Below are 25258 nucleotides of genomic sequence, written 5' to 3'. Positions count from 1 at the left end.
ACACAGGGTTCTTGCATGCACACCACCGCTCAGCCGCGTCGCGCCGCGGCCGCTGCCTTCATTGGCACGACCATCGAGTTCTACGATTTCTACATCTACGCCACCGCCGCCGCACTGGTGCTCGGGCAAGTGTTCTTTCCCAGCAGCGACCCGGTGACTAGCACCCTCGCCGCGTTCGGCAGTTTCGCCGTAGGCTTCATCGCCCGTCCGATGGCCGGGATGGTGTTCGGCCATTTGGGTGATCGCCTCGGCCGCAAGAAAATGTTGCTGGTGACCATGGCACTGATGGGCTTGGCCACGGCGGGTATCGGTATGTTGCCGAGCTACGCCAGCGTCGGCATCTGGGCGCCGATCGGGCTGATCGTATTACGCCTGATTCAGGGCATCTCCGTCGGCGGCGAGTGGGGCGGGGCGGTGTTGATGGCCAGTGAGCACGCGCCGGCCAAGCGCAAGACGTTCTACGCCTCGTTCGCCCAGCTCGGCAGTCCGGCGGGTTTGCTGCTGGCTCTGATCGCCTTCCGCCTGGTGACATCGCTGTCGCCGGAAGACTTCCTCGCCTGGGGCTGGCGTCTGCCGTTTCTCGCCAGCGGCGTGTTGATGATGGTCGGCCTGATGATCCGCTCCGGGGTGCATGAATCGCCGGAATTCGCCAAGGCCAAGGACAACAACGAAACCGCTAAATACCCGGTGAAAGACGTGATCCGTCAGTGCTGGCGGCAGATCCTGTTCGCCGCGGCCGCAGTCACCATCGGTTCGGCCGGGTTCTTCTTCACCAACACCTTCATGATCACCTACGTCACCCAATATCAGGGCATTCCGCGCGCGACCATTCTCGACTGCCTGTTCCTGGTGACAGTCATTCAACTGCTGTCGCAACCGTTATCGGCACTGCTCGCCGAGCGCATCGGCGAAGGCCGATTCCTGATGTTGGTGGCGTTGCTGTGCATGGGCACGCCGTACCCGATGTTCCTGCTGGTCGGCACTCAAAACATTCTGTTGATGACCCTCGGCATCGCTGTCGCGGTGGTGATTCTCTCGGCCTTGTACGCGGTGATCGCCGGGTACATGACCCAGGCCTTCCCGGTGCACCTGCGCTACTCGGGGATCTCCATCGCTTACCAGTTGAGCTGTGCGTTGGCCGGCGGTACCACGCCGCTGATCGGCACGCTGCTGGCCAGCAAGTTCTCCGGACAGTGGCTGCCATTGGCGGTGTTCTTCACGCTGCTGTCCGCCCTGTCTCTGATCGGTGTCTGCGGCCTCGCGCGCTTGCGGGCCAACCCGGTCGTCCTTCATACCCACAAAGAGGTGTATTCGTGAGTAAGCCCGCCCACATTGACCCGATCGAATGGCAAGCCCGTTGCGAGCTTGCGGCGTTGTACCGATTGATCGCGCACTTTCGCATGACCGACCTGATCGACACCCACATCACCCTGCGGATTCCGGGGCCTGAGCACCATTTCCTGATCAACCGCTACGGCGTGATTTTCGACCGCATGCGCGCCTCCGATCTGGTGCGCATCGATCAGGACGGGCGCATCGTCGACCCTGAATACGCCGGGCATCGGGTCAACGCTGCCGGCTTCGTGATCCACTCGGCGATCCACATGGCGCGGCCGGATCTGAACTGCGTGATTCACACCCACACCGCCGCCGGCATGGCTGTCGCCGCGCAGAAACAAGGCCTGCTGCCGATCAGTCAACACGCGTTGAAGTTCTTCGGAAAACTCGCTTACCACACCTACGAAGGTATCGCTCTGTCGCTGGACGAGCGCGATCGGTTGATCGCCGACCTCGGCCCGCACCGGGCGATGATCCTGCGCAATCACGGCCTGCTGGTCGGCGGTTCGAGCGTGGCCCAGGCATTCCAGGAAATCCACTTTCTGGAGCGCGCCTGCCAGGCTCAAGTGCAAGCGCTGGCCGGCGGTTGCGAGCTGCATTTCCCGTCGCCGGAAGTCTGTGCCCACACCGCCGAACAGTTCGACCGCGATGAGCAGGACAACATCATCGACCTGGCCTGGGAGGCCGCATTGACCCTGATCGAATCCCAGCGCGAGTCCTATCTGTCATGAACACCGTTGCACTGATGTCCCGCGATACGCTGTTGCTCAAACAATTGCAGGAAGCCTTTGCCCGCCGTGCGCCGCAGCTTTCAGCGGTGCTGGCCGACGATCCCCGGGCGGCGAATGCGCAGATCGCGGCGTGCTGGTTTCCGCTGCCGGACAGCCTCGCCGCGTTGCCCAATCTGCAAGTGATTCACTCGGTCGCCGCCGGCATTGATCACCTGGAGCACGATCCGTCGTGCCCGGATTTGCCAGTGTGCAGGGTAGTTGATCCCGGCCATCGCCAAGGCATGACCGAGTATGTGCGCTGGGCGGTGATTCACTTTCATCGCGGCTTCGATCAAGTGCTCGAGCAACAACGCCAACAGCATTGGGAGCGACCGCTGCAACGCCCGGCCCGTGAGTTCCGGATCGGTGTGATGGGGCTCGGCTCGCTCGGCAGCGCGATTGCCCAAGACCTGGCCAGTGCCGGTTATGACGTGCGTGGCTGGGCGCGCAGCAAAAAGGATTTACCGGGCGTGCAGACCTTTGCCGGCACCGGTGCCTTCCACCCGTTCCTCGACGGTGTGGAATTGCTGATCAATCTGTTGCCGCTGACTCACGAGACTCGCGGCATCCTCAATCGCCAGACTTTCGAGCGCTTGGCAAACGGCGCGGCGCTGGTCAACGTCGGGCGCGGCGGGCATCTGAACATCGACGATCTGCAACAGGCACTGGCCCGTGGAAATCTGCGCGGGGCGCTGCTCGATGTCTTCGAACAGGAACCGCTGCCCGCCGATCATCCACTGTGGAAAACCCCGGGCGTGACCATCACTCCGCACATGGCTTCGGCAGCCTCCCACGATTGCATCGCCGATCAGATCGCCGAGAACTTCCGCCGTTTGAATGCCGGCGAGCCGCTGCTCAACAGCGCGGATCGCCTGCTCGGTTACTGATCCGCCAGGCAGGCCTGCAAGCGTTCGATGAACAGCGTTTCGGCGCGGCTCAAGCGCTGGTCGCGGTTCCACAGCAGATGAATGTCGACATCGGCAATACCCTCGTGGGGCGGCAGGCGCCAGAGCAATCCGGCCTCGACGTCCGCTGCCACCACGTGCTCCGGCAGGCAACCGATACCGAACCCGGCGATCACCAGTCGCCGTACTTCTTCCAGGCTCGGCGATGACGCAACGATGCGTCCGCTGAAGCCCTGTTGATCGCGAAAAATCGTCAGCGGCGAGAGCATGCCGCCAATTTGGTCGCTGGTGAAACTGACGAAATTCTCACGCTGCAAATCGCCTTCGCCGATGTCCTGTCGGCCAAACAGCGCGTGGTGTTTGCCACAGAAGAACGCATAGCGTTGACGCAGAAACAGACGCTGTTCCAGACGCGGTTGCGGGCGGCGATTGAGGCTAAGGCCGAGCGTCGCGGTTTTCTCCTGAAGGGCGCTGACGATGTCCGAACTGCGCATCACATCGACCTCCAGATCCACCCGTGGATACTGCCGATGAAAGTCAGCGAGGAAGTCATCGAAGCGCTCGGAAAAGATCCGGCTGATGATCAGCAGCCGCACCTTGCCGATCACTTCGTCAGCCGGTTGCTCCAGCAGGCTGCTGACCTGGGACATTTGCCCGTAGATCTCGCCGGCCAGTTCGAAGATCTGCTCGCCGACTTCGGTGAGGGCAAAGCGTGGGCCGCGCCGGGCGATTAGCTGGCGACCCAGTTGCTCCTCCAGACGCTTGAGTGCCTGGCTCACCGCCGGTTGAGTCAGGTGCAGACGCGCGGCGGCGCGGCTGATGCTCAGCTCCTGGCCGATCACCCGGAAGGTGCGCAAAAGGTTCCAGTCCAGGCGGTCGTTGAGCAGGCGTTGGACATCGCGTTCGGCCATGGCGACTCTCGATTATAAGGTGAGGTAATACTCGGAATAATAAATAGAAAATTGACTAATCATAGCCCCGGGACGATAAATCACCCCACGACAGGCGCCGCCAGAGCGCCTTGGATTTACGTTTTCCTCCTGCCAAAAAAACAATCAAAGGAGCCCGACCCCATGAAGCCCCACGCTTCGAACCAGCCGCGCCGTGCGGCGGCCGCAGCCTTCATCGGCACCATGATCGAGTGGTACGACTTTTACATCTACGCCACCGCCGCCGCGCTGGTGTTCGGTGCGCTGTTCTTTCCCTCCGACGATCCGCTGTTCAGCACCATGGCCGCGTTCGGCACCTTCGCCGTGGGCTTCTTCGCCCGGCCGTTGGGCGGGATCATTTTCGGTCATATCGGCGACCGTATCGGCCGCAAGAAATCACTGATCATCACGCTGTTGATGATGGGCGTGGTCACGGTGTGCATCGGTCTGCTGCCGACCTACGCGCAGATCGGCGCGGCAGCGCCGGTGCTGCTGATTCTGTTGCGCATCGTCCAGGGCATTGCCGTCGGTGGCGAGTGGGGCGGGGCGGTGTTGATGGCCGGCGAGCATGCGCCGAAGGGGCGGCGCAATTTCTTCGCCTCGTTCGCGCAACTGGGCAGTCCGGCGGGTCTGATCCTGTCGCTGCTGGCCTTCAGTGCCGTGACCCGTTTGCCGGAAGAAGACCTGATGAGCTGGGGCTGGCGTCTGCCGTTCCTCGCCAGTGCGCTGTTGCTGTTGGTGGGCCTGGCGATTCGTCTGGGCGTGAATGAGTCACCGGAATTCCTCGCTAGCCGCGAGCAGGCCAGCAAGCAAATCAAGAAAGAGCAGGCGCCGGTGATGGAAGTCCTGCGCACCGCGTGGCGCCCACTGTTGCTGTGCATCGGCGCCAACACGCTGGGCATCGCAGGGGTGTATTTCACCAACACTTTCATGATCGCCTACACCACTCAGCAACTGGCGCTGCCACGTTCGCTGATTCTCGAATGCCTGTTTTTCGTCGCGATCATTCAGTTCTGCATCCAGCCGCTGGCCGCGTGGACGGCGGAGAAGATCGGTGCGACACGTTTCCTGTGCCTGGTGTCTCTGCTGGCGATGGCCTCGCCGTATCCGATGTTCGTGCTGGTCAGTTCGGCCCAGGCGCCGCTGATCATCCTCGGCATCGCGCTGGCGGTGGTGTGCATGGCCTCGTTCTACGCGGTGATCGCCGGTTACGTCAGCGGCATGTTCGAGACCCGCGTGCGCTACACCGCGATCTCGTTGGCCTATCAGATTTGCGGCGCGGTGGCCGGTGGGTTGACGCCGCTGATCGGCACGATGCTCGCGCACAAGTTCACCGGGCAGTGGTGGCCGATGGCGCTGTTCTACAGCCTGATCGCCGGCATTTCGCTGGTGTGCGTGCTGTCCCTCGCCCGGCGTCACGCCAGTGCTCATCGCGCGGAACTGGCCCGTGCCTGACCCGGAATTTCAGGAGAACCTCATGTTGAAAATCAATGGCCAACGCCTGTGGGCGAGCCTGATGGCCATGGCCGAAATCGGTGCCACAGCCCGAGGCGGCAGCTGCCGTCTGGCATTGAGCGACGAAGACAAGGCCGGCCGCGAACTGTTCGCCCACTGGTGCCGCGAAGCCGGCATGACCCTGAGCGTGGACGCCATCGGCAACCTGTTCGCCCGTCGCGCCGGCACCGATCCGGACGCCGCGCCGGTGATGATGGGCAGCCACCTCGACACCCAGCCCGAAGGCGGACGTTTCGACGGCGTCTACGGCGTACTCGCAGGATTGGAAGTGGTACGTTGCCTCAACGACCTGAACATCCAGACCCGCAAACCGCTGGAAGTGGCGGTATGGACCAACGAAGAAGGTGCGCGCTTCACCCCGGCCATGTTCGGCTCGGCGGTGTTCACCGGAATCATGGATCTGAACGCCGCGCTGGCGGTGCGTGATGTCGATGGCATCAGCGTTGCCGAGGCTTTGCAGCGTACCGGTTATGCCGGTGATCGCCCGTTGGGAGGCGCGGTGGACGCGTATTTTGAAGCGCACATCGAACAAGGCCCGATCCTCGAGGACAACGCCAAAAGCATCGGCGTGGTCACGGGCGGTCAGGCGATCCGCTGGCTCGATGTGCGTGTCGAAGGCATGGCCGCTCACGCCGGCACCACGCCGATGCCGCTGCGCAAAGATGCGCTGTACGGCGTGGCGCGGATGATTCAGGCGATTGAAGGCTTGGCCACGGATTTTGCCCCCGAAGGCCTGACCACGGTCGGCGAGTTGAGTATCAACAAGTCCTCGCGCAACACCATTCCGGGGCTGGTGAATTTCACCGTCGATCTGCGTCATCACCGCGACGACGCCATTGCCACCATGGAGCAACAAGTCCGCGCCCGCCTGCAGGCGATCGCCGATGGGCGAGGTCTGAATCTGACGATCACCCCGCACTGGATCAGCCCGGCCACACCGTTCGACGCCGAATGCGTGGCGGCGGTGCAAGAAGCGGTAGATGCGCTGGGCTACGCTCAGCAGTCGATTGTCAGCGGCGCCGGGCATGACGCGATTCATCTTGCACGCTACTGCCCGACGGCGATGGTGTTCATCCCGTGCGTTGGCGGCTTGAGCCACAACGAAGCCGAGGACGTGTTGCCCGAAGATGTGAAGCAGGGCACCGATGTATTGCTCAACGCCGTGCTGGCTCGCGCCGGTCGAGCTGAATAAACGCAATCTCTGTGGGAGCAAGCCCGCTCCCACAGTTGACGGCGCCGGATTCAAGATATTCGTTAACTGACAGGTATCACTATGCGCAGTTTTTTCCACCCCGAACAATTGCTCCACCATCCACGCAGCTATTACTCGCGGGGGCAGATGCGCACGCCGCAGGAAGTCCCCGAGCGTGCGCAACGTCTGGTGCAGGCCGCCCACGGTTTGGGTTTCAGCGTCGAGCAGCCGATCGATGCCGGCCTCGCACCGTTGCTGGCGGTACACGGTGCGCCGTATCTGACGTTCCTTCAGGAAGCGCATGCACGCTGGAAGGAAATCCCCGAAGACTGGGGCGATGAGGTGATGTCGAACATCTTCGTCCGCGAGCCCAACGCCTTGCGCGGCATCCTCGCCCAGGCGGCGCGCTATCTGGCGGACGGCAGTTGCCCGGTCGGCGAGCAGACCTGGCGTTCCGCCTACTGGTCGGCGCAAAGCGCAATGGCCGGGGCTCAGGCGCTGATCGACGGTGAGCCCGCAGCCTACGCCTTGTGCCGTCCGCCGGGGCACCATGCCCGGGCAGAAGCAGCGGGCGGTTTCTGCTACGTGAACAACGCAGCGGTGGCGGCGCAAGTGCTGCGCGACAAGTTTGAAAAAGTCGCCGTGCTCGACACCGACATGCACCACGGTCAGGGCATCCAGGAGATTTTTTACGACCGCGATGACGTGCTTTACGTTTCGGTGCATGGCGATCCGACCAACTTCTACCCGGGCGTCGCCGGGTTCGCCGACGAACGCGGCAGCGGCGCGGGGGAGGGCTTCAATCTCAACCTGCCGATGGCCCATGGTTCAAGCGAAGCGGATTTTCTCGGGCAACTGGAAGTCGCTTTGGATGCGGTGCGCGAGTTCGGCGCCGAGGTGCTGGTGCTGTCGCTGGGCTTCGATATCTATGAGCTGGACCCGCAAAGCAAAGTCGCCGTGACCCGTGAGGGCTTTGCGGTACTGGGCGAGCGGATCCGCAGCCTGGGCCTGCCATGCCTGATCGTGCAGGAGGGCGGTTATCACCTGGAAAGTCTCGAAGACAATGCCCGAGCGTTTTTCCTGAATGGCGAGGTGTGGCAACGCTGAGGCACTCCACCTGCCGTAGCGCCGGTGGTGCTTGCCATCGCCCTGAAGCCATCGCGAGCAAGCCCGCTCCCACATTTGAAATGCGGTTCAAATGTGGGAGCGGGCTTGCCCGCGAAGAGGCCCTCGAAACAGTTACAAAAGTCAGGCCCCGGGTACCGGACAGCTCATGTCACCTTCCTCACACTTCAAATACTGCTTGAGCGCCTCGGTTCGCGTCTTTGTCACTGAGGTGATGCAATTGTTGTAGATCAACGGATAAACACTCCCGCCTGCCACCCCGGATGCCGAAAACTTGCACTCGGCATCGCGAAAGCCGATCCATGCCCGTTGCGCGCTCACCAGCATTTTTTTGCCCTCAGGGTTGTCCTTCAAACGGGCGGTGATCTGTTGATAAACCGCGTTCAACTCTTTGTCCGCCGCCTTGTTTTCCTGCGCGGCGCACTGATTCATCGTCGCCTGATCGCTGGCATTGGCGCAGTCCACGGCGGCGTGGACGACGGAAGTGAAAAGAAAGGGTGTCAGGGCCAAAAGCAGGCGTGGGGACATGAGTCATCTCGCTTTGATGAATGAACTTGCCGGGCAGTTTAGCGGCTTCGTCGCGCTAACAAGGTGTGCGATGTCTGGATGCGTTGAGCAACCGTTCGGCAGTCGCGGCAATTTCCTCTCCGTCATGCAGTTTTTCCAGCCACGCGGACGGGATTCCCTGCACGCCGTAATGGGCACCGGCCAACTGACCGACGATGGCGGCCGTGGTGTCCGCGTCATCGCCCAGATTCGCCGCCTGCAGGATGGCTGCGGAAAAACTGTCGGTATGCTGGAAGCACCATAGCGCCGCTTCCAGGGATTCGACGCAGTAGCCGCTGCCGCGAATGTCGCGCTCGGTCTTGTGCAGGTAGTTACCCCGGGCAATCGCCGCCACCTTGGGCTGGTTGAAGGATGTTTGCGGCAGAGTGCGCAGTTGCGCTTTCGATGCGCCTTCCAGGGCCTTGCAGAGCAGTTCGGCAAACAACTGGCAACATTCGATGGCCTCGGGCGCCGCGTGTGTGGTGCGTGAACTGTCGGCGGCGAATCGCCTGATTTGCCGGGCATCGGGGAAATAAAACAGAACCACGGGCACCAGTCGCATCAACGAGCCATTGCCGGCGCTATCGGGATCGGTGGAGCCGGCAAACGGCTCTCCGGTGTGTTGATAGCGATCCAGCGCCTGGCTCACGGTCATGCCAATGTCGAAGCATTCGCCGGTCGAGCTCAGATAACCCCATTGCCACCAGTTCAGATAGCGGCCCATCTGATCAGCGGCATCGAATGCGTTTTTGTTCAGCAGACTCTCCGCCAGGCACAACGCCATCGAGGTGTCGTCGGTCCATTGTCCGGGCTTCAAGTGAAAAGGCCCGCCACCGACCATGTCGGTCAGGCGGCGGAAGCTGCCGCGAGGCTGGAATTCGACGGTGGTTCCCACGGCATCGCCGCAGGCCAGGCCGAGCAGGGCGCCACGGTAACGTTCGGGGAGGGAGGGCTGCATGATGACGTCCTTGTGTCGTTCAATTCGCTGGGAACGTTAGCAGTTTCGCCGCGCCGATCCGTGCGCATTCTGACGAACCGGTGATCCAAAATACTGCCGGATATTTCAATCAGACCCGACCGTTGCACTGGATTGATACAACTTCGGATTGGACATGTGGTCATACAAGCCTACTGTTCAAAACAGGAGGTGACGTATGAAACCAGTACCCAACAGCTTTGAACGCAAGATCATGCTCAGGTCGCCGCGCTCCCATGTCTGGCGCGCCCTGGTCGATGCCGAGGCGTTCGGCCAGTGGTTCGGCGTTGCGCTGGAGGGCCGGCGGTTTATCGCGGGCGAATGGACGCAAGGGCAGGTCACATACCCCGGTTATGAACATGTGTTGTGGAACGTGCTGGTGGAGCGGGTCGAGCCGCAGCAGTTGTTCTCCTTCCGTTGGCACCCCTACGCGGTGAACCCGAAAATCGACTACTCCCAGGAACCGACCACGCTGGTCAGATTCGAATTGCAGGACTACGAGAACGGTACGTTGCTGAAAGTCTCCGAATCCGGTTTCGCGCACATTCCCGACGTGCGCCAGAAAGAGGCGTATTACATGGACAGCCGGGGCTGGGAGGAACAGTTGAGTCGACTTGAACACTTCCTCGCGGAGAGCGAACGGGCCCGCGAGCGTGAAGGTGGCTGATCTCGGCCTGTTCACGCCGTGGCTGGAACGCTGGGCGCTGGTGCCGGACGGCGAGCCGGTCATCACCCCGGGCAGCCGCCTGTTGCCGGTGCGTCAGGGCGATGTGCCGGCAATGCTGAAAGTCGCGGTGGACGACGAGGAAAAGTACGGCAACCTGCTGATGACCTGGTGGGACGGCGATGGCGCCGCCCGGGTGCTCGCTCATTACGAGGAAGGCCTGTTGCTGGAGCGGGCCATGGGCCAGCGTTCGCTGATGCACATGGCGCTCAACGGCGAAGACGACGAAGCCACACGGATCATGTGTCGAGCGCTGGCGCACCTGCACGCACCGCGACCAACGCCGCCACCCCCGTTGGTGGAACTGGCGCCGTGGTTCGCTGCATTACGAGTGGCCGCAGCCCGATACGGCGGCCAGTACGCCGAATGCCTGCAAACCGCCCAGACCTTGCTCGCCGAGCCGCAGGACGTGGTGGTGCTGCACGGCGACATGCACCACGACAACGTCCTCGATTTCGGCCCGCGGGGCTGGCTGGCCATCGACCCCAAGCGGGTGCGGGGCGAGCGCGGTTACGACTACGCCAACCTGATCTGCAACCCGGAATTGCCGACGGCAACTGATCCGGAGCGCTTTCGGCGGCAAGTCGAGGTGACCTGCAAAGCAGCGGGAATTGAACGAAAGCGCCTGCTGCAATGGGTACTGGCCTTCGCCGGACTATCTGCCGCATGGTTCATGGAGGATGACGAGCCAAAAGCCGCCACCGGGCAGCTGAAAGTCGCACGACTGGCGGCTTCCGCGCTCAATGCCTGACACGCCTAAGGGTTTTCGGAAGGCGCGCTATGGCGAATGTCTTACACGCGCTGGTAGCTTTTTCGACTATTGCCGATTGGATCCAGAGCGTAATCTAGCCTCATCAACTGAAGCACAGGGAGTGTTTCAGGATCACGGATGATCGACCATTAGCAAGGATCGCTGCCGACAGGGAGTCGATAATGGTCTTGGGAAAAACCCGCTTCGGCGGGTTTTTTTTCGTCTGCAGAAAAGTGCCGTGCTCAAACAGAAACACCGCCGATCTGGCGGTGTTTCTGCATCTGCAGGTCTTACGAGGCGATCAACTGGCGCAACACGTAATGCAGAATCCCGCCGGACTTGAAGTACTCCACCTCGTTCAAGGTGTCGATGCGGCACAGCACTTCGATTTTCTCCTGCCGTCCGTCTTCACGGGTGATGACCAGGGTCAGGTTCATCCGTGGCGTCAGCTCGACACCGCTCAGGCCCTGGATATCCAGGGTTTCCTTGCCGGTGAGGTTCAGGCTCTTGCGGTTCTGATCCAGTTTGAACTGCAACGGCAGCACGCCCATGCCCACCAGGTTGGAACGGTGAATGCGCTCGAAGCTTTCGGCGATCACCGCTTTCACGCCCAGCAGATTGGTGCCCTTGGCCGCCCAGTCGCGGCTGGAGCCAGTGCCGTATTCTTGCCCGGCAATCACCACCAGCGGCGTCCCCGACGCCTGATAGCGCATGGCCGCGTCGTAGATAGCCAGCTTTTCGCCGGTCGGAATGTAGATCGTGTTGCCGCCTTCTTCGCCGCCGAGCATTTCGTTGCGGATACGGATATTGGCAAACGTGCCGCGCATCATCACTTCGTGGTTGCCCCGGCGCGAGCCGTAGGAGTTGAAGTCCCGTGGCTCGACGCCTTGCTCGCGCAGGTAACGCCCGGCCGGGCTGTCGACCTTGATGTTGCCGGCGGGGGAGATGTGGTCGGTGGTCACCGAATCGCCCAATAGCGCCAGCACTCGCGCGCCTTGCACGTCAGCGATCACCGGCAATGGCCCGGCAATGTCATCGAAGAACGGCGGATGCTGGATGTAGGTCGAATCCGCCTGCCAGACGTAGGTCGCGGCTTGCGGCACTTCGATGGCTTGCCACTGTTCGTCACCGGCGAACACCTCGGCGTATTCCTTGTGGAACATCGCCGTATTGACCTGATTCACCGCGTCGGCGATTTCCTTGCTGCTCGGCCAGATGTCGCGCAGGTAAACCGGATTGCCCTGCTGGTCGTTACCCAGCGGCTCGCTGCTGATGTCGGTGCGCACAGTGCCGGCCAGGGCGTAGGCGACCACCAGTGGCGGCGAGGCCAGCCAGTTGGTTTTCACCAGCGGATGCACCCGGCCTTCAAAGTTGCGGTTGCCGGACAGCACCGAAGCCACGGTCAGGTCGGCTTTCTGGATGGCTTTTTCGATCGGTTCAGGCAGCGGTCCGGAGTTGCCGATGCAAGTGGTGCAGCCGTAACCCACCAGTGAAAACCCGAGCTGGTCGAGGTACTGCGTCAGCCCGGCGGCCTTGTAGTAATCGGTGACCACTTTCGACCCCGGTGCCAATGAGCTTTTCACCCACGGCTTGCGGGTCAGGCCTTTTTCCACGGCTTTTTTCGCCAGCAGGCCGGCGGCCATCATCACGCTCGGGTTGGAGGTGTTGGTGCAGGAGGTGATCGCGGCAATCACCACGGCCCCGTTTTTCAGGCGATAGGTGTGGCCGTCGTACTCGTAATCCGTTTCGCCGACCAGATCGGCATTGCCCACCGCCACGCCACCACCGCCCTCGCTTTCCAGGCGTCCTTCTTCCTTGCTGGTGGGTTTGAACTGCAAGTCGAGGAAGTCGCTGAACGCCTGGCCGACATTCGGTAGCGAGACGCGGTCCTGCGGGCGTTTCGGCCCGGCGAGGCTGGCTTCGACGCTGCCCATGTCCAGCGCCAGGCTGTCGGTGAACACCGGTTCCTGACCGGGCAGGCGCCACAGACCCTGAGCCTTGGTGTAGGCCTCGACCAGTTTCACCACTTCAGGCGGACGGCCGGACAGGCGCAGGTAGTCGAGGGTCACGTCATCCACCGGGAAGAAACCGCAGGTCGCGCCATATTCCGGGGCCATGTTGGCGATGGTTGCGCGGTCGGCCAGCGGCAGGTCGGCGAGGCCGTCGCCATAGAACTCGACGAATTTGCCGACCACGCCTTTCTTGCGCAGCATCTGGGTGACGGTCAGCACCAGGTCGGTGGCGGTGATGCCTTCCTTTAGTTTGCCGGTAAGTTTGAAACCAATCACTTCCGGAATCAGCATCGACACCGGTTGCCCGAGCATCGCCGCTTCCGCCTCGATCCCGCCCACGCCCCAGCCCAGTACGCCGAGGCCGTTGATCATGGTGGTGTGGGAGTCGGTGCCGACCAGTGTGTCGGGGAAGGCATAGGTACGGCCGTCTTCGTCCTTGGTCCACACCGTGCGACCGAGGTATTCGAGGTTGACCTGGTGGCAGATCCCGGTGCCCGGCGGCACCACGCTGAAGTTATCGAAGGCGCTCTGGCCCCAGCGCAGGAAGGCGTAGCGTTCGCCGTTGCGCTGCATTTCGATGTCGACGTTCTGTTCGAAGGCGCTGGCGCTGGCGAACTTGTCGACCATCACCGAGTGGTCGATCACCAGATCCACCGGCGACAGCGGGTTGATCCGCTGCGGATCACCACCGGCCTTGGCCATGGCGGCGCGCATCGCGGCCAGATCGACGACCGCCGGTACGCCGGTAAAGTCCTGCATCAGCACACGGGCAGGGCGGTACTGGATTTCCCGGTCGGAGCGGCGCTCCTTGAGCCACGCGGCAAGCGCCTTGAGGTCGGCGCCGGTGACGGTTTTTTCATCTTCCCAGCGCAGCAGGTTTTCCAGCAGAACTTTCAGCGACATCGGCAGCCTGTCGAGATCGCCCAAGGTCTTGGCGGCATCCGGCAGGCTGAAATAGTGGTAAGTCTTGTCATCGACTTTGAGGGTTTTCAGAGAATTCAGACTATCGAGGGACGGCATTACGATCACTCCTTTGAATCCGCACGGCTACGGATTGAGGGGACGGGCAGAGCTATCAACGTAGCCCTGTTTTCAGTAGCTGGCTAATAACTGGACTCTATGGGCAAGTCCAAGGTTCCGACATGGGCTATCATGCGCCGGTTTTCGTGACAGGCTTTGCTTCAAAGCAGGGTCTGGGCATCGCGCAGGGGATGAATGATCGCCCTCTGCCCAGGAGTAAGAATGAACACCCTATTCATGCATTGCCGGCCAGGCTTCGAAGGCGAAGTCTGCTCGGAGATTTCCGACCTCGCCGCCCAACTGAACGTGGCCGGCTACGCCAAGGCCAAATCGGCCACCGCTTGCGCCGAGTTTGTCTGCAGCGAAGAGGATGGCGCCGAGCGTCTGATGCGCGGTCAGCGTTTCGCCGAGTTGATCTTCCCGCGCCAGTGGGCGCGCGGGTTTTTCATCGATCTGCCGGAAAACGACCGCATCAGCGTGATCCTCGCGCACATGGCTGAATTCCCGGTCTGTGGCAGCCTGTGGCTGGAAGTCGTCGACACCAACGACGGCAAGGAATTGTCGAATTTCTGCAAGAAGTTCGAAGGCCCACTGCGCAAGGCGCTGACCGGCGCCGGCAAACTGGTGGAGGACGCGAGCAAGCCGCGCCTGCTGCTGACCTTCAAGAGCGGTCGTGAGGTGTTTCTCGGTCTGGCCGACGCCGGCAACTCGGCGATGTGGCCGATGGGCATTCCGCGCCTGAAGTTCCCGCGCGAGGCGCCGAGCCGTTCGACCCTGAAACTGGAAGAGGCCTGGCACCACTTCATCCCCCGCGATCAGTGGGAAGATCGCCTGCACAGCGACATGACCGGCGTCGACCTCGGCGCTGCGCCGGGCGGCTGGACCTGGCAACTGGTCAATCGCGGCATGCTGGTGACCGCCATCGACAACGGCCCGATGGCCGAAAGCCTGATGGACACCGGTCTGGTGCAGCATTTGATGGCTGACGGTTTCACCTTCAAACCCAAGCAACCGGTGGACTGGATGGTCTGCGACATCGTCGAGAAACCGGCGCGCAACGCCGCGATGCTCGAAGAGTGGATCGGCGAGGGGCATTGTCGGGAAGCAGTGGTCAACCTCAAGCTGCCGATGAAGCAGCGTTACGCCGAAGTGAAGCGCTTGCTCGAGCGTATCGCCGACGGTTTCAAGGCCCGTGGGATCAAGGTCGACATCGGTTGCAAGCAGCTGTACCACGACCGTGAGGAAGTGACCTGCCATCTGCGCCGCCATGACGTGAAGAAAGCCAAAGCCCGCTGAGCGCACGACAGGTGACCGAACACCCGGCATTGGGCGACAATGCCGGCCAGTTTCAGGAGTGAATCATGAGTGAAATGATCGATACGCCGGTCGACGGCACCCTCGATGCTACGGGCCTCAACTGCCCGGAGCCGGTGATGATGCTGCACCAGCACATCCGCGACCTGGTGCCCGGTGGCCTGCTCAAGGTGATCGCCACCGACCCGTCGACCCGCCGCGACATCCCCAAGTTCTGCGTGTTTCTCGACCATGAATTGGTGGGGCAGCACGAAGAAGCCGGGACCTATCTGTACTGGATCCGCAAGAAGTCCGGTTGATCGCAAGGCAAAAAAAGACCTGCAAATGCAGGTCTTTTTTTATGGCCGGTCAGCCCATCAAGCGGCTGATGCGAATGCGTTTGCGTGCGCTGCGCGTCAGGCGGATCGACAGCATCAGCGCCGCGCAGCTGAGGCCGACGATCAAACCTTCCCACAAGCCGCTCGGGCCACGCGGTTCGCCGAGCCAGTCGGTCAGGCCGAGTGCGTAACCCACCGGCAGACCGATACCCCAATAGGCGAACAGGGTCAGGATCATCGTCACCCGGGTGTCCTGATAACCGCGCAGGGCGCCAGCAGCGGTAACCTGAATCGCGTCGGAGAACTGGAACAGCGCCGAGTACACGATCAGCATCGCCGCGATATGAATCACCATCGGATCGGAGGTGTAGATCGCAGCAATATGTTCGCGCATCAGCAGCATTATGCTCGCCGACAGGCAGGCGTAAGCCAGCGCGGTGCCCATGCCGACACCCGCGGCGAAACGTGCTTCGCGAGGTTCTTCACGGCCCAGAGCCTGGCCGACCCGCACCGTCACGGCCATGCCCAGCGAGTACGGAATCATGAACACCAGCGAGCTGACGTTCAGCGCGATCTGGTGCCCGGCCACCACGGTGGCGCCGAGGCTGCCGATCAGCAGCGCGATCACCGCGAAGATGCTCGACTCGGCAAACACCGCGACGCCGATCGGCAGACCGATGGCCAGCAAACGCTTGATCACCGCCCATTGCGGCCAGTCGAACCGGCTGAACAGTTCGCTCGACTTGTAGGCTGGTGCCCAGCGCTCATAACCGGCCAGACCCAGCGCCATCACCCACATCACGATCGCCGTGGCCCAGCCGCAGCCGACGCCGCCCATCGCAGGCACGCCAAAGTGGCCATAAATGAACACGTAGTTCAGCGGAATGTTCAGCGCCAGCCCACACAGGCCCAGCACCATCGCCGGCCGCGTGCGGCCGAGGCCATCACTGGTGCAGCGCAGCACATGGTAGAAGGCAACGGCTGGCAGACCGCTGGCGATGCCGTGCAGGTACTGCATGCACGGGCCGATCAGTTCCGGATCGACTTTCATCAGGTGCAGGATCGGTTCGGCGCTGAACAGCATCGTAGTCGCCATCAGGCCCACCACCAGTGCCAGCCACAAGGCCTGGCGCACGATCGGGCCGATTTCACTGTGAGTGCCGGCGCCGAAGCGCTGGGCGACTTTCGGGGTGGTGGCCAGCAGGGTGCCGGTCATCAGCAGGAACACCGGCACCCAGATCGAGTTGCCCAGCGCCACGGCCGCCAGATCCTTGGGTCCGACGCGCCCGGCCATCACCGCATCGACGAAGCCCATGGCGGTGGTCGCCAGTTGCGCGATCATGATCGGCAGGGCCAGGCCGAGCAGGTTTTTCAGCTCCAGGCGAACCCGGGCAGGGCGGTTGAGGGAAACGGCGGCAGGGCGGTCAGTCACGGAATTCACAGGCAAAGCGTCCACAGGGGTTGATGCGCAAGGCCGGGCATTCTACGCCGCTGACGTAACGGTCAGGAAAAATCCTCTGTTGCGTATTTGTAATCGAGGCGCCTCATCAAGAAATCACAGCCTGCTGGCTCATCGCAGTCCCAGCGCCTACACTGCCGATCCGCCCAAGGAGCCCCGCCATGCTGATTGTTGCCGACGAAAATATCCCGCTGCTCGATGCCTTTTTTGCCGGTTTCGGCGAGATCCGCCGGGTTTCGGGCCGTTCCATCGACCGGGCCACGGTCGAACACGCCGACGTGCTGCTGGTGCGCTCGGTGACCAACGTCAACCGCGCACTGCTCGAAGGCAGCAAGGTGCGTTTTGTCGGCACCTGCACCATCGGCACCGATCATCTGGATCTCGACTATTTCAACGAGGCCGGCATCACCTGGTCCAGCGCGCCCGGTTGCAATGCCCGGGGCGTGGTCGATTACGTGCTGGGCAGCCTGATGACCCTGGCGGAAATTGAAGGCGTCGATTTGCGTGAACGTACTTACGGTGTGATCGGTGCCGGTGAAGTCGGCGGTCGCCTGATCAAGGTCCTGAAAGGCTTGGGCTGGAACGTGAAAGTCTGCGACCCGCCACGTCAGGCGGCCGAGGGCGGCGACTATGTCAGCCTGGAGCAGATCATCGCGCAGTGCGATGTGATCAGCCTGCATACCCCGCTGACCCGCAGCGGCGACGGCGCGACCTGGCATTTGTTCGACGAGCAGCGTTTGCAGCAGCTCAAGCCCGGCGCCTGGCTGATCAACGCGGCGCGCGGTCCGGTAGTGGATAACACCGCGTTGCGCGAGGTGCTGCTGGAGCGTGAAGACCTGCAAGCGGTGCTCGATGTCTGGGAAGCCGAGCCGCAAGTCGATGTGGCGCTGGCCGAGCTCTGCGTGCTGGCGACGCCGCACATCGCCGGTTACAGCCTCGACGGCAAACAGCGCGGCACGGCGCAGATCTATCAGGCGTACTGCGAATTTATCGGTGAGCCGGCCAGCATTCAGCTCGGTGATCTGCTGCCGGCGCCGTGGCTGTCGGAAGTTTCCCTGCATGCCGACAGCGATCCGGCCTGGGCGCTGGCGATGTTGTGCCGCGGTGTGTACGACCCGCGCCGGGACGATGCGGATTTCCGTCGCACGCTGCTGGGCAGCGTCGGTGAGCAACGTGCCGCGTTTGATCTGCTGCGCAAACAGTATCCTTCGCGACGCGAAATCGAAGGCTTGAAGGTGCGGATCGAGGGGGATTCGCCCGTCTTGCGCCAGATCGTGACCGCGCTGGGGGCTGTGGCGGTATAAACAGCGGGCAGAAAAAACCCGGCCTGCAGGGGCCGGGTCAGGAAGACGGTGGCGATATCACTTTTGTTCGGCAGGCTTGACCAATCGCTTCTCCAGTTCGCGGCAGGCGTCCTGGATCATGTCTTCAGTGATCTCGATTTCACGCCCGTTTTCGTCGATGATCGAGCAACCCAGAGGTTGGCCGGGCTTGGTGCGGATCACTTCAATCTTGTCATCGCTGCTGTTTTGCAAGGACATGGCCTGTCTCCTCATCAGGTTGTGTGCCTAGGTTAAAACCGTCAGGTGACCAGGCTGTGACAACTCCCTGCGGTCGGTCCGGAACGGCATCTCCACTCAAACAGAAATGACCGTCTGTCTCAACCCGGACCTTAGACCAATAGCGTCTAGGGGGTAGTCTTGCCGGTCATAATTAACCTGACTCATTGTGATTTGCAGAGTTCCACCCCATTTGACTCTGTAGGCTGGCCCTATCCATCAGCACACGACGTGAACCTGAATGATCTCGATGCTTTCCTCGCGCCACCGCCGGGCCTTGCGCCTGACCAGTCATTTCCTTGCTCCCTATCGCTGGCCGGCCTTCGGCGCACTGCTGGCGCTGATCGTCACGGCGGGCATCACCCTGTCGATGGGGCAGGGCATCAAGCTGCTGGTCGATCAAGGCTTCATGACCCAGTCGCCGCACTTGCTCAACCAATCCATCGGCCTGTTCATGCTGTTGGTGTTCGGCCTGGCGGTCGGCACCTTTGCGCGGTTTTACCTGGTGTCGTGGATCGGTGAGCGCGTGGTGGCAGACATTCGCCGGCAGGTGTTCAACCATCTGGTGTACCTGCATCCCGGGTTCTACGAAGACAACCGCAGCTCGGAAATCCAGTCGCGTCTGACCGCTGACACCACGTTGCTGCAATCGGTGATCGGCTCGTCGCTGTCGCTGTTCCTGCGTAATCTGCTGATGGTCATTGGCGGTGTCGTGTTGCTGTTCATCACCAACCCAAAGCTCACCAGCATCGTAGTGATCGCGCTGCCGCTGGTGATTGCGCCGATCCTGATTTTCGGCCGTCGCGTGCGCAACCTCTCCCGGCTGAGTCAGGACCGGATTGCCGACATTGGCAGTTATGTGTCGGAAACCCTCGGCCAGATCAAAACCGTGCAGGCCTACAACCATCAGGTGCAGGACGAACAGCGGTTCGCCAGCACCGTCGAGCAGGCGTTCGAGACCGCGCGCAAACGGATTTTCCAGCGGGCCTGGCTGATCACGCTGGTGATCGTGCTGGTGCTCGGCGCCGTCGCGGTGATGTTGTGGGTCGGCGGCATGGACGTGATCGCGGGGCGGATTTCGGCGGGTGAACTGGCGGCGTTCGTGTTTTACAGCCTGATTGTTGGCAGTGCGTTTGGCACGTTGAGCGAAGTGATTGGCGAGTTGCAGCGAGCAGCCGGCGCCGCCGAGCGCATCGCCGAATTGCTGCGTTCGGAGAACATCATTCAGCCACCGACCGCGGGATTGGTGACGCTGCCGGAGCGAGTCAAAGGCGAACTGGAATTACAGGATGTGCGTTTTTCCTACCCTTCGCGTCCCGAAAGTCTTGCCGTCGATGGCTTGAGTCTGACGATCAACGCCGGAGAAACCCTCGCGCTTGTAGGACCGTCCGGCGCGGGCAAGTCCACGGTGTATGACTTGCTGCTGCGTTTCTACGATCCCCGGGAAGGGCGGATCCTGATCGATGGCGTGCCGCTGACGAGCCTTGATCCGCTGGACTTGCGTCGCTGCTTCGCGCTGGTCTCGCAAACCCCGGCGCTGTTCTTCGGCAGCGTCGAAGAGAACATTCGCTACGGCTGCCCCACCGCCACGCTGGAGCAGGTGCGGGAAGCCGCGAAAATCGCCCACGCCCACGACTTCATCGAACAGATGCCCGACGGCTACCAGACCCATCTGGGCGACGGTGGCCTCGGTCTGTCAGGTGGACAACGCCAGCGCCTGGCCATTGCCCGGGCGTTGCTGGTCGACGCGCCGATCCTGCTGCTCGACGAAGCCACCAGCGCCCTTGACGCCCAAAGCGAACACCTGATCCAGCAAGCGCTGCCGAGCCTGATGCAAAACCGCACCACGCTGGTCATCGCCCACCGGTTGGCCACGGTGAAAAACGCCGACCGGATCGCGGTGATGGATCAGGGCAAACTGGTGGCGATCGGCACACATCAGGAGTTGATTGCCAGTAATCCGCTGTATGCGCGGTTGGCGGCGTTGCAGTTCAGTGATGGTCATCAAGCTTCGACCGACCCTGTAACCGACTAAGTAACCGACCCAGTAGAACGCCATAAAAAATGCCCGCATCTCTCGATGCAGGCATTTTTGTTCACGTCGATCTATCGGCAATACGCGCCCCGATCACTGATCGTCGAAATACCGCTCATGCCAGTCCACCAGCGGCTGTGGCGAGTTGAGTTTCTGGCCGTAGATCACCGAGTAGGACAGCACGTTCTGCACATACTGGCGGGTTTCGTCGAACGGGATACTTTCCACCCACACGTCGAAGCTCAGGTGGTCGGCGCCGCGCAGCCATTGGCGCACGCGGCCGGGGCCGGCGTTGTAGGCGGCGGAGGCGAGCACGCGGTTGCCGTTGAACTGGCTGTGCACCTGGCTCAGATAGGCGGCGCCGAGCTGGATGTTTTTATCCGGATCCAGCACTTGCTGCGGCGAGGCCAACGGAATGCTGAACTTGCGCGCGGTTTCCTTGGCGGTGCCGGGCATCAGTTGCATCAGGCCGCTGGCGCCGACGCTGGAGCGGGCGTCGTCCATGAACGCACTTTCCTGACGGGTGATGGCGAACACCCAGCTCGAATGCAGGCCGCGCACCTTGGCTTCGCGCACCAGGGTGTCGCGGTGGGCCATCGGGAAACGGATATCCAGATCATCCCAGTACTGCGCCTGACTGATGGTGCGGATGGCCGGGAAATACCATTTCAGGTCGTAGGCCAGTTTTGCCTGAGCGACCATTTCGTCGCGGCTGAAATGCCGGCTGACGTGATACCACTCGCGGCGACCGTCGACGATCTGCCCACGGGCGTGGAACTCCAGCGCACGACGCACGCCAGGGGTGTTGCGCACCTTGTTGATCAGCGCCTGACTGAGCACCAGCGGCTTGTTGTTCAGCGAGTAAGGCGACTGCGAGCGGTCGGCGGCGAGGAAGCCGTAGAAATCACGCTCCCGCGACAGATTCTTGTACAGCGTCTGCGCTTCCGGGTTCTGCGGTTGCGCCAGTTCCAGGCTGCGGGCCTGCCAGTAGCGCCAGCGGTTGGTGGTGGCCAGGTCCTGTGGCAAACGGCGGGTCAGTTGGTAGGCGTCATCCCAGCGCGCCAGACGCAACAACAGACGCAGGCGCCATTCGGACACGGTGTTGTCGCGCAGTTCCGGATCGTATTTGGTCATCACGTCCAGCGCGCGGCTGTCGAAGCGGCGGGCCAGCGTCAGGCCGATTTCCCGGGCGATCGCGACTTTTTCATCCCGGGAGAAATGCATGCTGCTGGCATAACCGTCGAGCAGGGCCATGGCCTTGTCCGGATCCTGGCGCGCGAGGCGGCGCAGACCGAGGCTGACCACGTCCGACATCGGTTCATCGGCCGGCGTGAAGCGCGACGGCTGGTTGAGCAATTCCGGTTTCTGCGCCACGTCCACCAGCAGGCGGCCGCGCGGGGCGAGGGTGGTCAGGCCGTTGACCAGGCTGTTGGCCAGCGGATAGTTGCGGTGCTGGGCGGCGAGTTTGGCGCGTTCCCAGCGTTTCTGTTCGGTCAACTGACCTTCGGCGGCCCACATGCCGAACAGCGCATCGCAGGCGGCGGGCTGGGATTTACCGGTCAGCCACAGTTTCTCGGCGTTGGCGTAGCCCTCGGCCTTCTTGTTGTGGCTGATCTGGTACTGCGCGTTGAGGCAGTCCAGTTCGGTGAAATTCAGTTTGGGGTCGTAATACTTGACGAACGTCGCCCAGTCGCCGCGATCGGCCAGCCAGCGCAGCCAGCGCAGTTTCATCCAGTTGGCCTGGGGCAGGTCACCGTGTTCGGCGAGGAATTTTTCGATCTCCGCGTTGCTGGCGGTTTTCAGGCGGGCGGTCAGCTCGTCGTAAGCCAGGTATGGCTCCAGCGGATAATCAGCCAGAGCCTGGCTGTAACGGAAATACGGGCCGGTATCGCCCTTGGCCAGGGCGCGCTTGGCTTCATCGTAATACTGGCGTTGGGTGGACAGGTCCACCGCCTGGGCGGATTGAACGGCAGCGGCGGAAAGCAGCAAACATGAAAAAACACTGAAGAGGCGACTGCGCATGAGACATCCGGGCAGAGAAATCATGACAAGTGCCGGCCCAAAACCCGCACTGAATTGTCTGTAGCTTAGCCTTTTGCCAGCAGGCGGCGAAAGCTTTGCCGGCCTTGCAGCACAAGTTCGCAACAATTGTTGTGCAGAGTGCGTCAGCGTCGAAATTGCCGGCCTGCTCGGGCCCCGATTCAGGTAGAATGCGCGCCCGGTTTTTGGAGAAGCTCATGACCCTGCTCAAATTCAGCGATGTGTCCCTTGCATTCGGCGCGATGCCGTTGTTGGACAAGGTGTCCTGGCAGATCGCCCGTGGTGAGCGGGTGTGCATCATCGGCCGCAACGGCACTGGCAAATCCAGCATGATGAAACTGGTCAAGGGCGACCAGAAGCCTGATGACGGCTCGGTGTGGCGTGCCCCCGGTCTGAAAATCGGTGAATTGCCGCAGGAATTGCCGGTGGCCGACGAGCGGACTGTGTTCGACGTGGTCGCCGAAGGTCTCGACGGCGTTGGCGCCTTGCTCGCCGAATACCATCACCTGAGCCAGAACATCGTCACCGATGCCGATCTGGACAAGCTGATGCACGTCCAGCACGACCTCGAAGCCCGCGATGGCTGGCGCTTGCAGACCCTGGTCGACAGCACCCTGAGCCGCCTGCAACTGCCGGCCGACAAGACCCTCGCCGAACTGTCCGGCGGCTGGCGTCGTCGTGTGTTGCTGGCGCAGGCGCTGGTGTCCGAACCGGATCTGCTGCTGCTCGACGAACCGACCAACCACCTGGACATCGGTGCGATTGCCTGGCTTGAAGAAGCGCTGAAGGATTTCCAGGGCGCCGTGCTGTTCATCACGCACGACCGTTCTTTCCTGCAAAACCTTGCCACCCGCATCCTCGAACTGGATCGCGGTGGCCTGATCGACTGGAACGGCGACTACGCCAGTTTCCTCGTCCATAAAGAAGCCGCGCTGGCCGCCGAAGAAACCGCCAACGCGCTGTTCGACAAGCGTCTGGCCCAGGAAGAAGTGTGGATTCGCCAGGGCATCAAGGCTCGTCGTACCCGTAACGAAGGCCGCGTACGTGCGCTGAAAGCCCTGCGCGTGGAGCGCAGCGAGCGTCGCGAGCGCACCGGCAAGGCCAACATCCAGCTGGAAACAGCGGAGAAGTCCGGCAAGCAGGTAATGGTGCTGGATAACGTGAGCTTCGCGCATCCGGGCGGTCCGTTCCTGATCCGCGATTTTTCCATGGTGCTGCAACGCGGCGACCGGATCGGCCTGCTCGGCGCCAACGGTACCGGCAAGACTACCCTGCTGAAACTGATGCTCAGCGGTCTGCAACCGACCAGCGGCAAAGTGGAAGAGGGCACCAGGATCGACGTGGCCTACTTCGACCAGTTGCGCCATCAGCTGGATCTGGAAAAAACCGTGATCGACAACGTCGCCGAAGGTCGGGACTTCATCGATATCGACGGCCAGAGCCGCCACGTGCTCAGCTACCTCGGCGACTTCCTGTTCAGCCCGCAGCGTGCCCGCACGCCGGTGAAGGCGTTGTCCGGTGGCGAGCGTGCGCGTCTGCTGCTGGCCAAACTGTTCAGCAAGCCGGCGAACCTGCTGGTACTCGACGAACCGACCAACGACCTCGACGTGGAAACCCTCGAGCTGCTCGAAGAAGTGCTGCTGACCTTCAACGGCACTGTGCTGATGGTCAGTCACGACCGGGCATTCCTCGACAACGTGGTCACCAGCACCCTGGTCTTCGAAGGTGAAGGCAAGGTTCGCGAATACGTCGGCGGCTATCAGGACTGGATCCGCCAGGGCGGCTCGCCGCGTCTGCTGGGCGTGACGGAAAGCAAATCCGGCAAGGCTGACCTGAACTCGGCGGTGGTCACTGCCGAACCGGCTCCGGTTGCCGCACCGGTTGCTGCGGCCCCGGCTGCGAAAAAGAAGCTGAGCTACAAGCTTCAGCGCGAGCTGGAAGCGCTGCCGGGCGACATCGATGCCAAAGAGCAGCAGATTGCTGCTGTCGAGGCTGAAATGGCTGAGGCCGGTTTCTATCAGCGTCCGCCGGCCGAGACGGCCAAGGTGATTGCTTCTCTGGAGCAGTTGCAGGCTGAGCTGGATGCGCTGGTGGAGCGCTGGGCCGAGCTCGACGCCTGATTGATTCCAGGCATGAAAAAGCCCGGCGTCCAGTGATGGGCGCCGGGCTTTTCAGCTTTTCATAAGTGACTGGTATCAGCGTTTGACCAGGTGCACCGCCAGCACATCGCATGGTGCGCCGTGCAGCACGTCATTGGCGGTCGAGCCCAGCAACAATGCGAGACCATGCCGGCCGTGGCTGCCGACCACGATCAGGTCGCACTGCTGTTCCTTGGCAAAATGGTGGATTTCCTGACGTGGCTGGCCATAGGTCAGGTGGCAGTTGGCGCCTTCGAGCTCGGTGTACTTGTGCTTCAGGCGTTCGAGTCGTTCCTTGGCCTGGTCGAACTGCTGTTGTTGCAGTTGTGACAGATCCATCGGCACGTCACCGCCGAAGGCCATGGCCATCGGTTCGACGATATGCACCAGCGACAGCTTGGCGCCATTGCTCACCGACAGCTCTCGGGCGCGGTGGATCACAGGGTCGCACTCTTCGGTCAGATCTACGGCGACCAGGATATGGTGGTAGGGCATGAGGTGCTCCTCGTGAGGGATCAATATTGGTAAGTATGGCTGGTTTCAAGCGCATTGGTTCCAAAGTGACGCAATGGGCTCATCAGGATTCGGGAGTA

At 62.0% G+C, this 25258-nt stretch carries 21 protein-coding genes; 13 read left to right on the top strand and 8 right to left on the bottom strand.

Going from position 1 to position 25258, the window contains the following annotated elements; genetic code table 11:
- Positions 1 to 15: 15 nt before the first annotated feature.
- Genes K3819_RS20135 through K3819_RS20125 form a run of 3 tightly spaced genes read left to right on the top strand, consistent with a single transcriptional unit; the run spans position 16 to position 2995 of the window.
- Positions 16 to 1317 carry an MFS transporter gene (locus tag K3819_RS20135; RefSeq protein ID WP_221397825.1) on the top strand — a complete coding sequence of 434 codons (1302 nt, stop codon included), beginning with the start codon at positions 16 to 18 and terminating at the stop codon, positions 1315 to 1317.
- The gene (locus tag K3819_RS20130; RefSeq protein ID WP_221397824.1) at positions 1314 to 2069 is read left to right on the top strand and encodes a class II aldolase/adducin family protein; all 756 of its coding nucleotides are present in this window, start codon (positions 1314 to 1316) and stop codon (positions 2067 to 2069) included. Before K3819_RS20135 ends, K3819_RS20130 begins: the two co-directional genes overlap by 4 nt.
- Positions 2066 to 2995: a glyoxylate/hydroxypyruvate reductase A gene (locus K3819_RS20125; protein ID WP_221397823.1), complete on the top strand. Its 930-nt coding sequence runs from the start codon at positions 2066 to 2068 to the stop codon at positions 2993 to 2995. The genes K3819_RS20130 and K3819_RS20125 overlap by 4 nt, the downstream gene beginning before the upstream one ends.
- Here K3819_RS20125 and K3819_RS20120 read toward each other — a convergent pair.
- The gene (locus tag K3819_RS20120) at positions 2989 to 3924 is read right to left on the bottom strand and encodes a LysR family transcriptional regulator (protein WP_064598173.1); all 936 of its coding nucleotides are present in this window, start codon (positions 3922 to 3924) and stop codon (positions 2989 to 2991) included. The two genes, K3819_RS20125 and K3819_RS20120, sit on opposite strands and share 7 nt — an antisense overlap.
- A gap of 162 nt (positions 3925 to 4086) precedes the next feature.
- Between K3819_RS20120 and K3819_RS20115 the strand changes: the two genes are divergently transcribed.
- The 3 genes from K3819_RS20115 (at position 4087) to K3819_RS20105 (ending at position 7756) form a co-directional block, all read left to right on the top strand.
- Positions 4087 to 5397 carry an MFS transporter gene (locus K3819_RS20115; protein WP_221397822.1) on the top strand — a complete coding sequence of 437 codons (1311 nt, stop codon included), beginning with the start codon at positions 4087 to 4089 and terminating at the stop codon, positions 5395 to 5397.
- 22 nt (positions 5398 to 5419) lie between these two features.
- Positions 5420 to 6649, top strand: coding sequence for a Zn-dependent hydrolase (locus tag K3819_RS20110; protein ID WP_221397821.1), 1230 nt, complete (start codon positions 5420 to 5422; stop codon positions 6647 to 6649).
- Between the two features lie 81 nt (positions 6650 to 6730).
- Positions 6731 to 7756 carry a histone deacetylase family protein gene (locus K3819_RS20105; protein WP_221397820.1) on the top strand — a complete coding sequence of 342 codons (1026 nt, stop codon included), beginning with the start codon at positions 6731 to 6733 and terminating at the stop codon, positions 7754 to 7756.
- A 141-nt stretch (positions 7757 to 7897) separates the two neighbouring features.
- Here the strand turns inward: K3819_RS20105 and K3819_RS20100 are convergent, their stop codons facing one another.
- Positions 7898 to 8302 carry a lysozyme inhibitor LprI family protein gene (locus K3819_RS20100; protein ID WP_085613107.1) on the bottom strand — a complete coding sequence of 135 codons (405 nt, stop codon included), beginning with the start codon at positions 8300 to 8302 and terminating at the stop codon, positions 7898 to 7900.
- A 55-nt stretch (positions 8303 to 8357) separates the two neighbouring features.
- The gene (locus K3819_RS20095; RefSeq protein WP_221397819.1) at positions 8358 to 9278 is read right to left on the bottom strand and encodes an ADP-ribosylglycohydrolase family protein; all 921 of its coding nucleotides are present in this window, start codon (positions 9276 to 9278) and stop codon (positions 8358 to 8360) included.
- Positions 9279 to 9474: 196 nt separating this feature from the next.
- On the opposite strand from K3819_RS20095, the gene K3819_RS20090 reads away from it, so the two are divergent.
- Entirely contained in the window at positions 9475 to 9963 is a 489-nt protein-coding gene (locus tag K3819_RS20090; RefSeq protein ID WP_085613109.1) for an SRPBCC family protein, read from the top strand.
- Positions 9956 to 10771 carry an aminoglycoside phosphotransferase family protein gene (locus tag K3819_RS20085; protein WP_221397818.1) on the top strand — a complete coding sequence of 272 codons (816 nt, stop codon included), beginning with the start codon at positions 9956 to 9958 and terminating at the stop codon, positions 10769 to 10771. Before K3819_RS20090 ends, K3819_RS20085 begins: the two co-directional genes overlap by 8 nt.
- A gap of 290 nt (positions 10772 to 11061) precedes the next feature.
- Here the strand turns inward: K3819_RS20085 and acnA are convergent, their stop codons facing one another.
- Positions 11062 to 13803 carry an aconitate hydratase AcnA gene (gene acnA / locus K3819_RS20080; protein WP_221397817.1) on the bottom strand — a complete coding sequence of 914 codons (2742 nt, stop codon included), beginning with the start codon at positions 13801 to 13803 and terminating at the stop codon, positions 11062 to 11064.
- Between the two features lie 222 nt (positions 13804 to 14025).
- Here acnA and rlmM point away from each other — a divergent pair, with 222 nt between their 5' ends.
- Positions 14026 to 15099, top strand: coding sequence for a 23S rRNA (cytidine(2498)-2'-O)-methyltransferase RlmM (gene rlmM, locus K3819_RS20075; RefSeq protein WP_221397816.1), 1074 nt, complete (start codon positions 14026 to 14028; stop codon positions 15097 to 15099).
- Between the two features lie 65 nt (positions 15100 to 15164).
- On the top strand, positions 15165 to 15416 hold the full coding sequence (gene tusA / locus K3819_RS20070) for a sulfurtransferase TusA (protein WP_007953079.1): 252 nt from the start codon (positions 15165 to 15167) through the stop codon (positions 15414 to 15416).
- Between the two features lie 49 nt (positions 15417 to 15465).
- Here the strand turns inward: tusA and K3819_RS20065 are convergent, their stop codons facing one another.
- Positions 15466 to 16875, bottom strand: a complete 1410-nt coding sequence (locus K3819_RS20065; protein ID WP_221397815.1) for an MATE family efflux transporter — start codon at positions 16873 to 16875, stop codon at positions 15466 to 15468.
- A 179-nt stretch (positions 16876 to 17054) separates the two neighbouring features.
- Here K3819_RS20065 and pdxB point away from each other — a divergent pair, with 179 nt between their 5' ends.
- A complete protein-coding gene (gene pdxB / locus K3819_RS20060) occupies positions 17055 to 18197 on the top strand; it encodes a 4-phosphoerythronate dehydrogenase PdxB (protein WP_221397814.1) in 1143 nt (380 codons plus the stop codon).
- A 57-nt stretch (positions 18198 to 18254) separates the two neighbouring features.
- Here the strand turns inward: pdxB and K3819_RS20055 are convergent, their stop codons facing one another.
- Complete coding sequence (locus tag K3819_RS20055; RefSeq protein WP_074689257.1) at positions 18255 to 18434, bottom strand: PA1571 family protein; 180 nt, start codon at positions 18432 to 18434, stop codon at positions 18255 to 18257.
- Positions 18435 to 18693: 259 nt separating this feature from the next.
- Between K3819_RS20055 and K3819_RS20050 the strand changes: the two genes are divergently transcribed.
- Complete coding sequence (locus tag K3819_RS20050; protein WP_178076495.1) at positions 18694 to 20487, top strand: ABC transporter transmembrane domain-containing protein; 1794 nt, start codon at positions 18694 to 18696, stop codon at positions 20485 to 20487.
- Positions 20488 to 20580: 93 nt separating this feature from the next.
- Here K3819_RS20050 and K3819_RS20045 read toward each other — a convergent pair whose 3' ends face one another.
- Entirely contained in the window at positions 20581 to 22509 is a 1929-nt protein-coding gene (locus K3819_RS20045; protein WP_085613115.1) for a transglycosylase SLT domain-containing protein, read from the bottom strand.
- Between the two features lie 215 nt (positions 22510 to 22724).
- On the opposite strand from K3819_RS20045, the gene K3819_RS20040 reads away from it, so the two are divergent.
- A complete protein-coding gene (locus K3819_RS20040; protein WP_064381114.1) occupies positions 22725 to 24647 on the top strand; it encodes an ATP-binding cassette domain-containing protein in 1923 nt (640 codons plus the stop codon).
- Positions 24648 to 24722: 75 nt separating this feature from the next.
- Here K3819_RS20040 and K3819_RS20035 read toward each other — a convergent pair whose 3' ends face one another.
- The gene (locus tag K3819_RS20035; RefSeq protein ID WP_011335197.1) at positions 24723 to 25160 is read right to left on the bottom strand and encodes a universal stress protein; all 438 of its coding nucleotides are present in this window, start codon (positions 25158 to 25160) and stop codon (positions 24723 to 24725) included.
- Positions 25161 to 25258: the final 98 nt, after the last annotated feature.

The organism is Pseudomonas sp. 3-2, from assembly GCF_019710535.1.
Lineage (GTDB): Bacteria > Pseudomonadota > Gammaproteobacteria > Pseudomonadales > Pseudomonadaceae > Aquipseudomonas > Aquipseudomonas pharyngis.
This window is presented reverse-complemented; position numbering and strand designations above follow the sequence as displayed.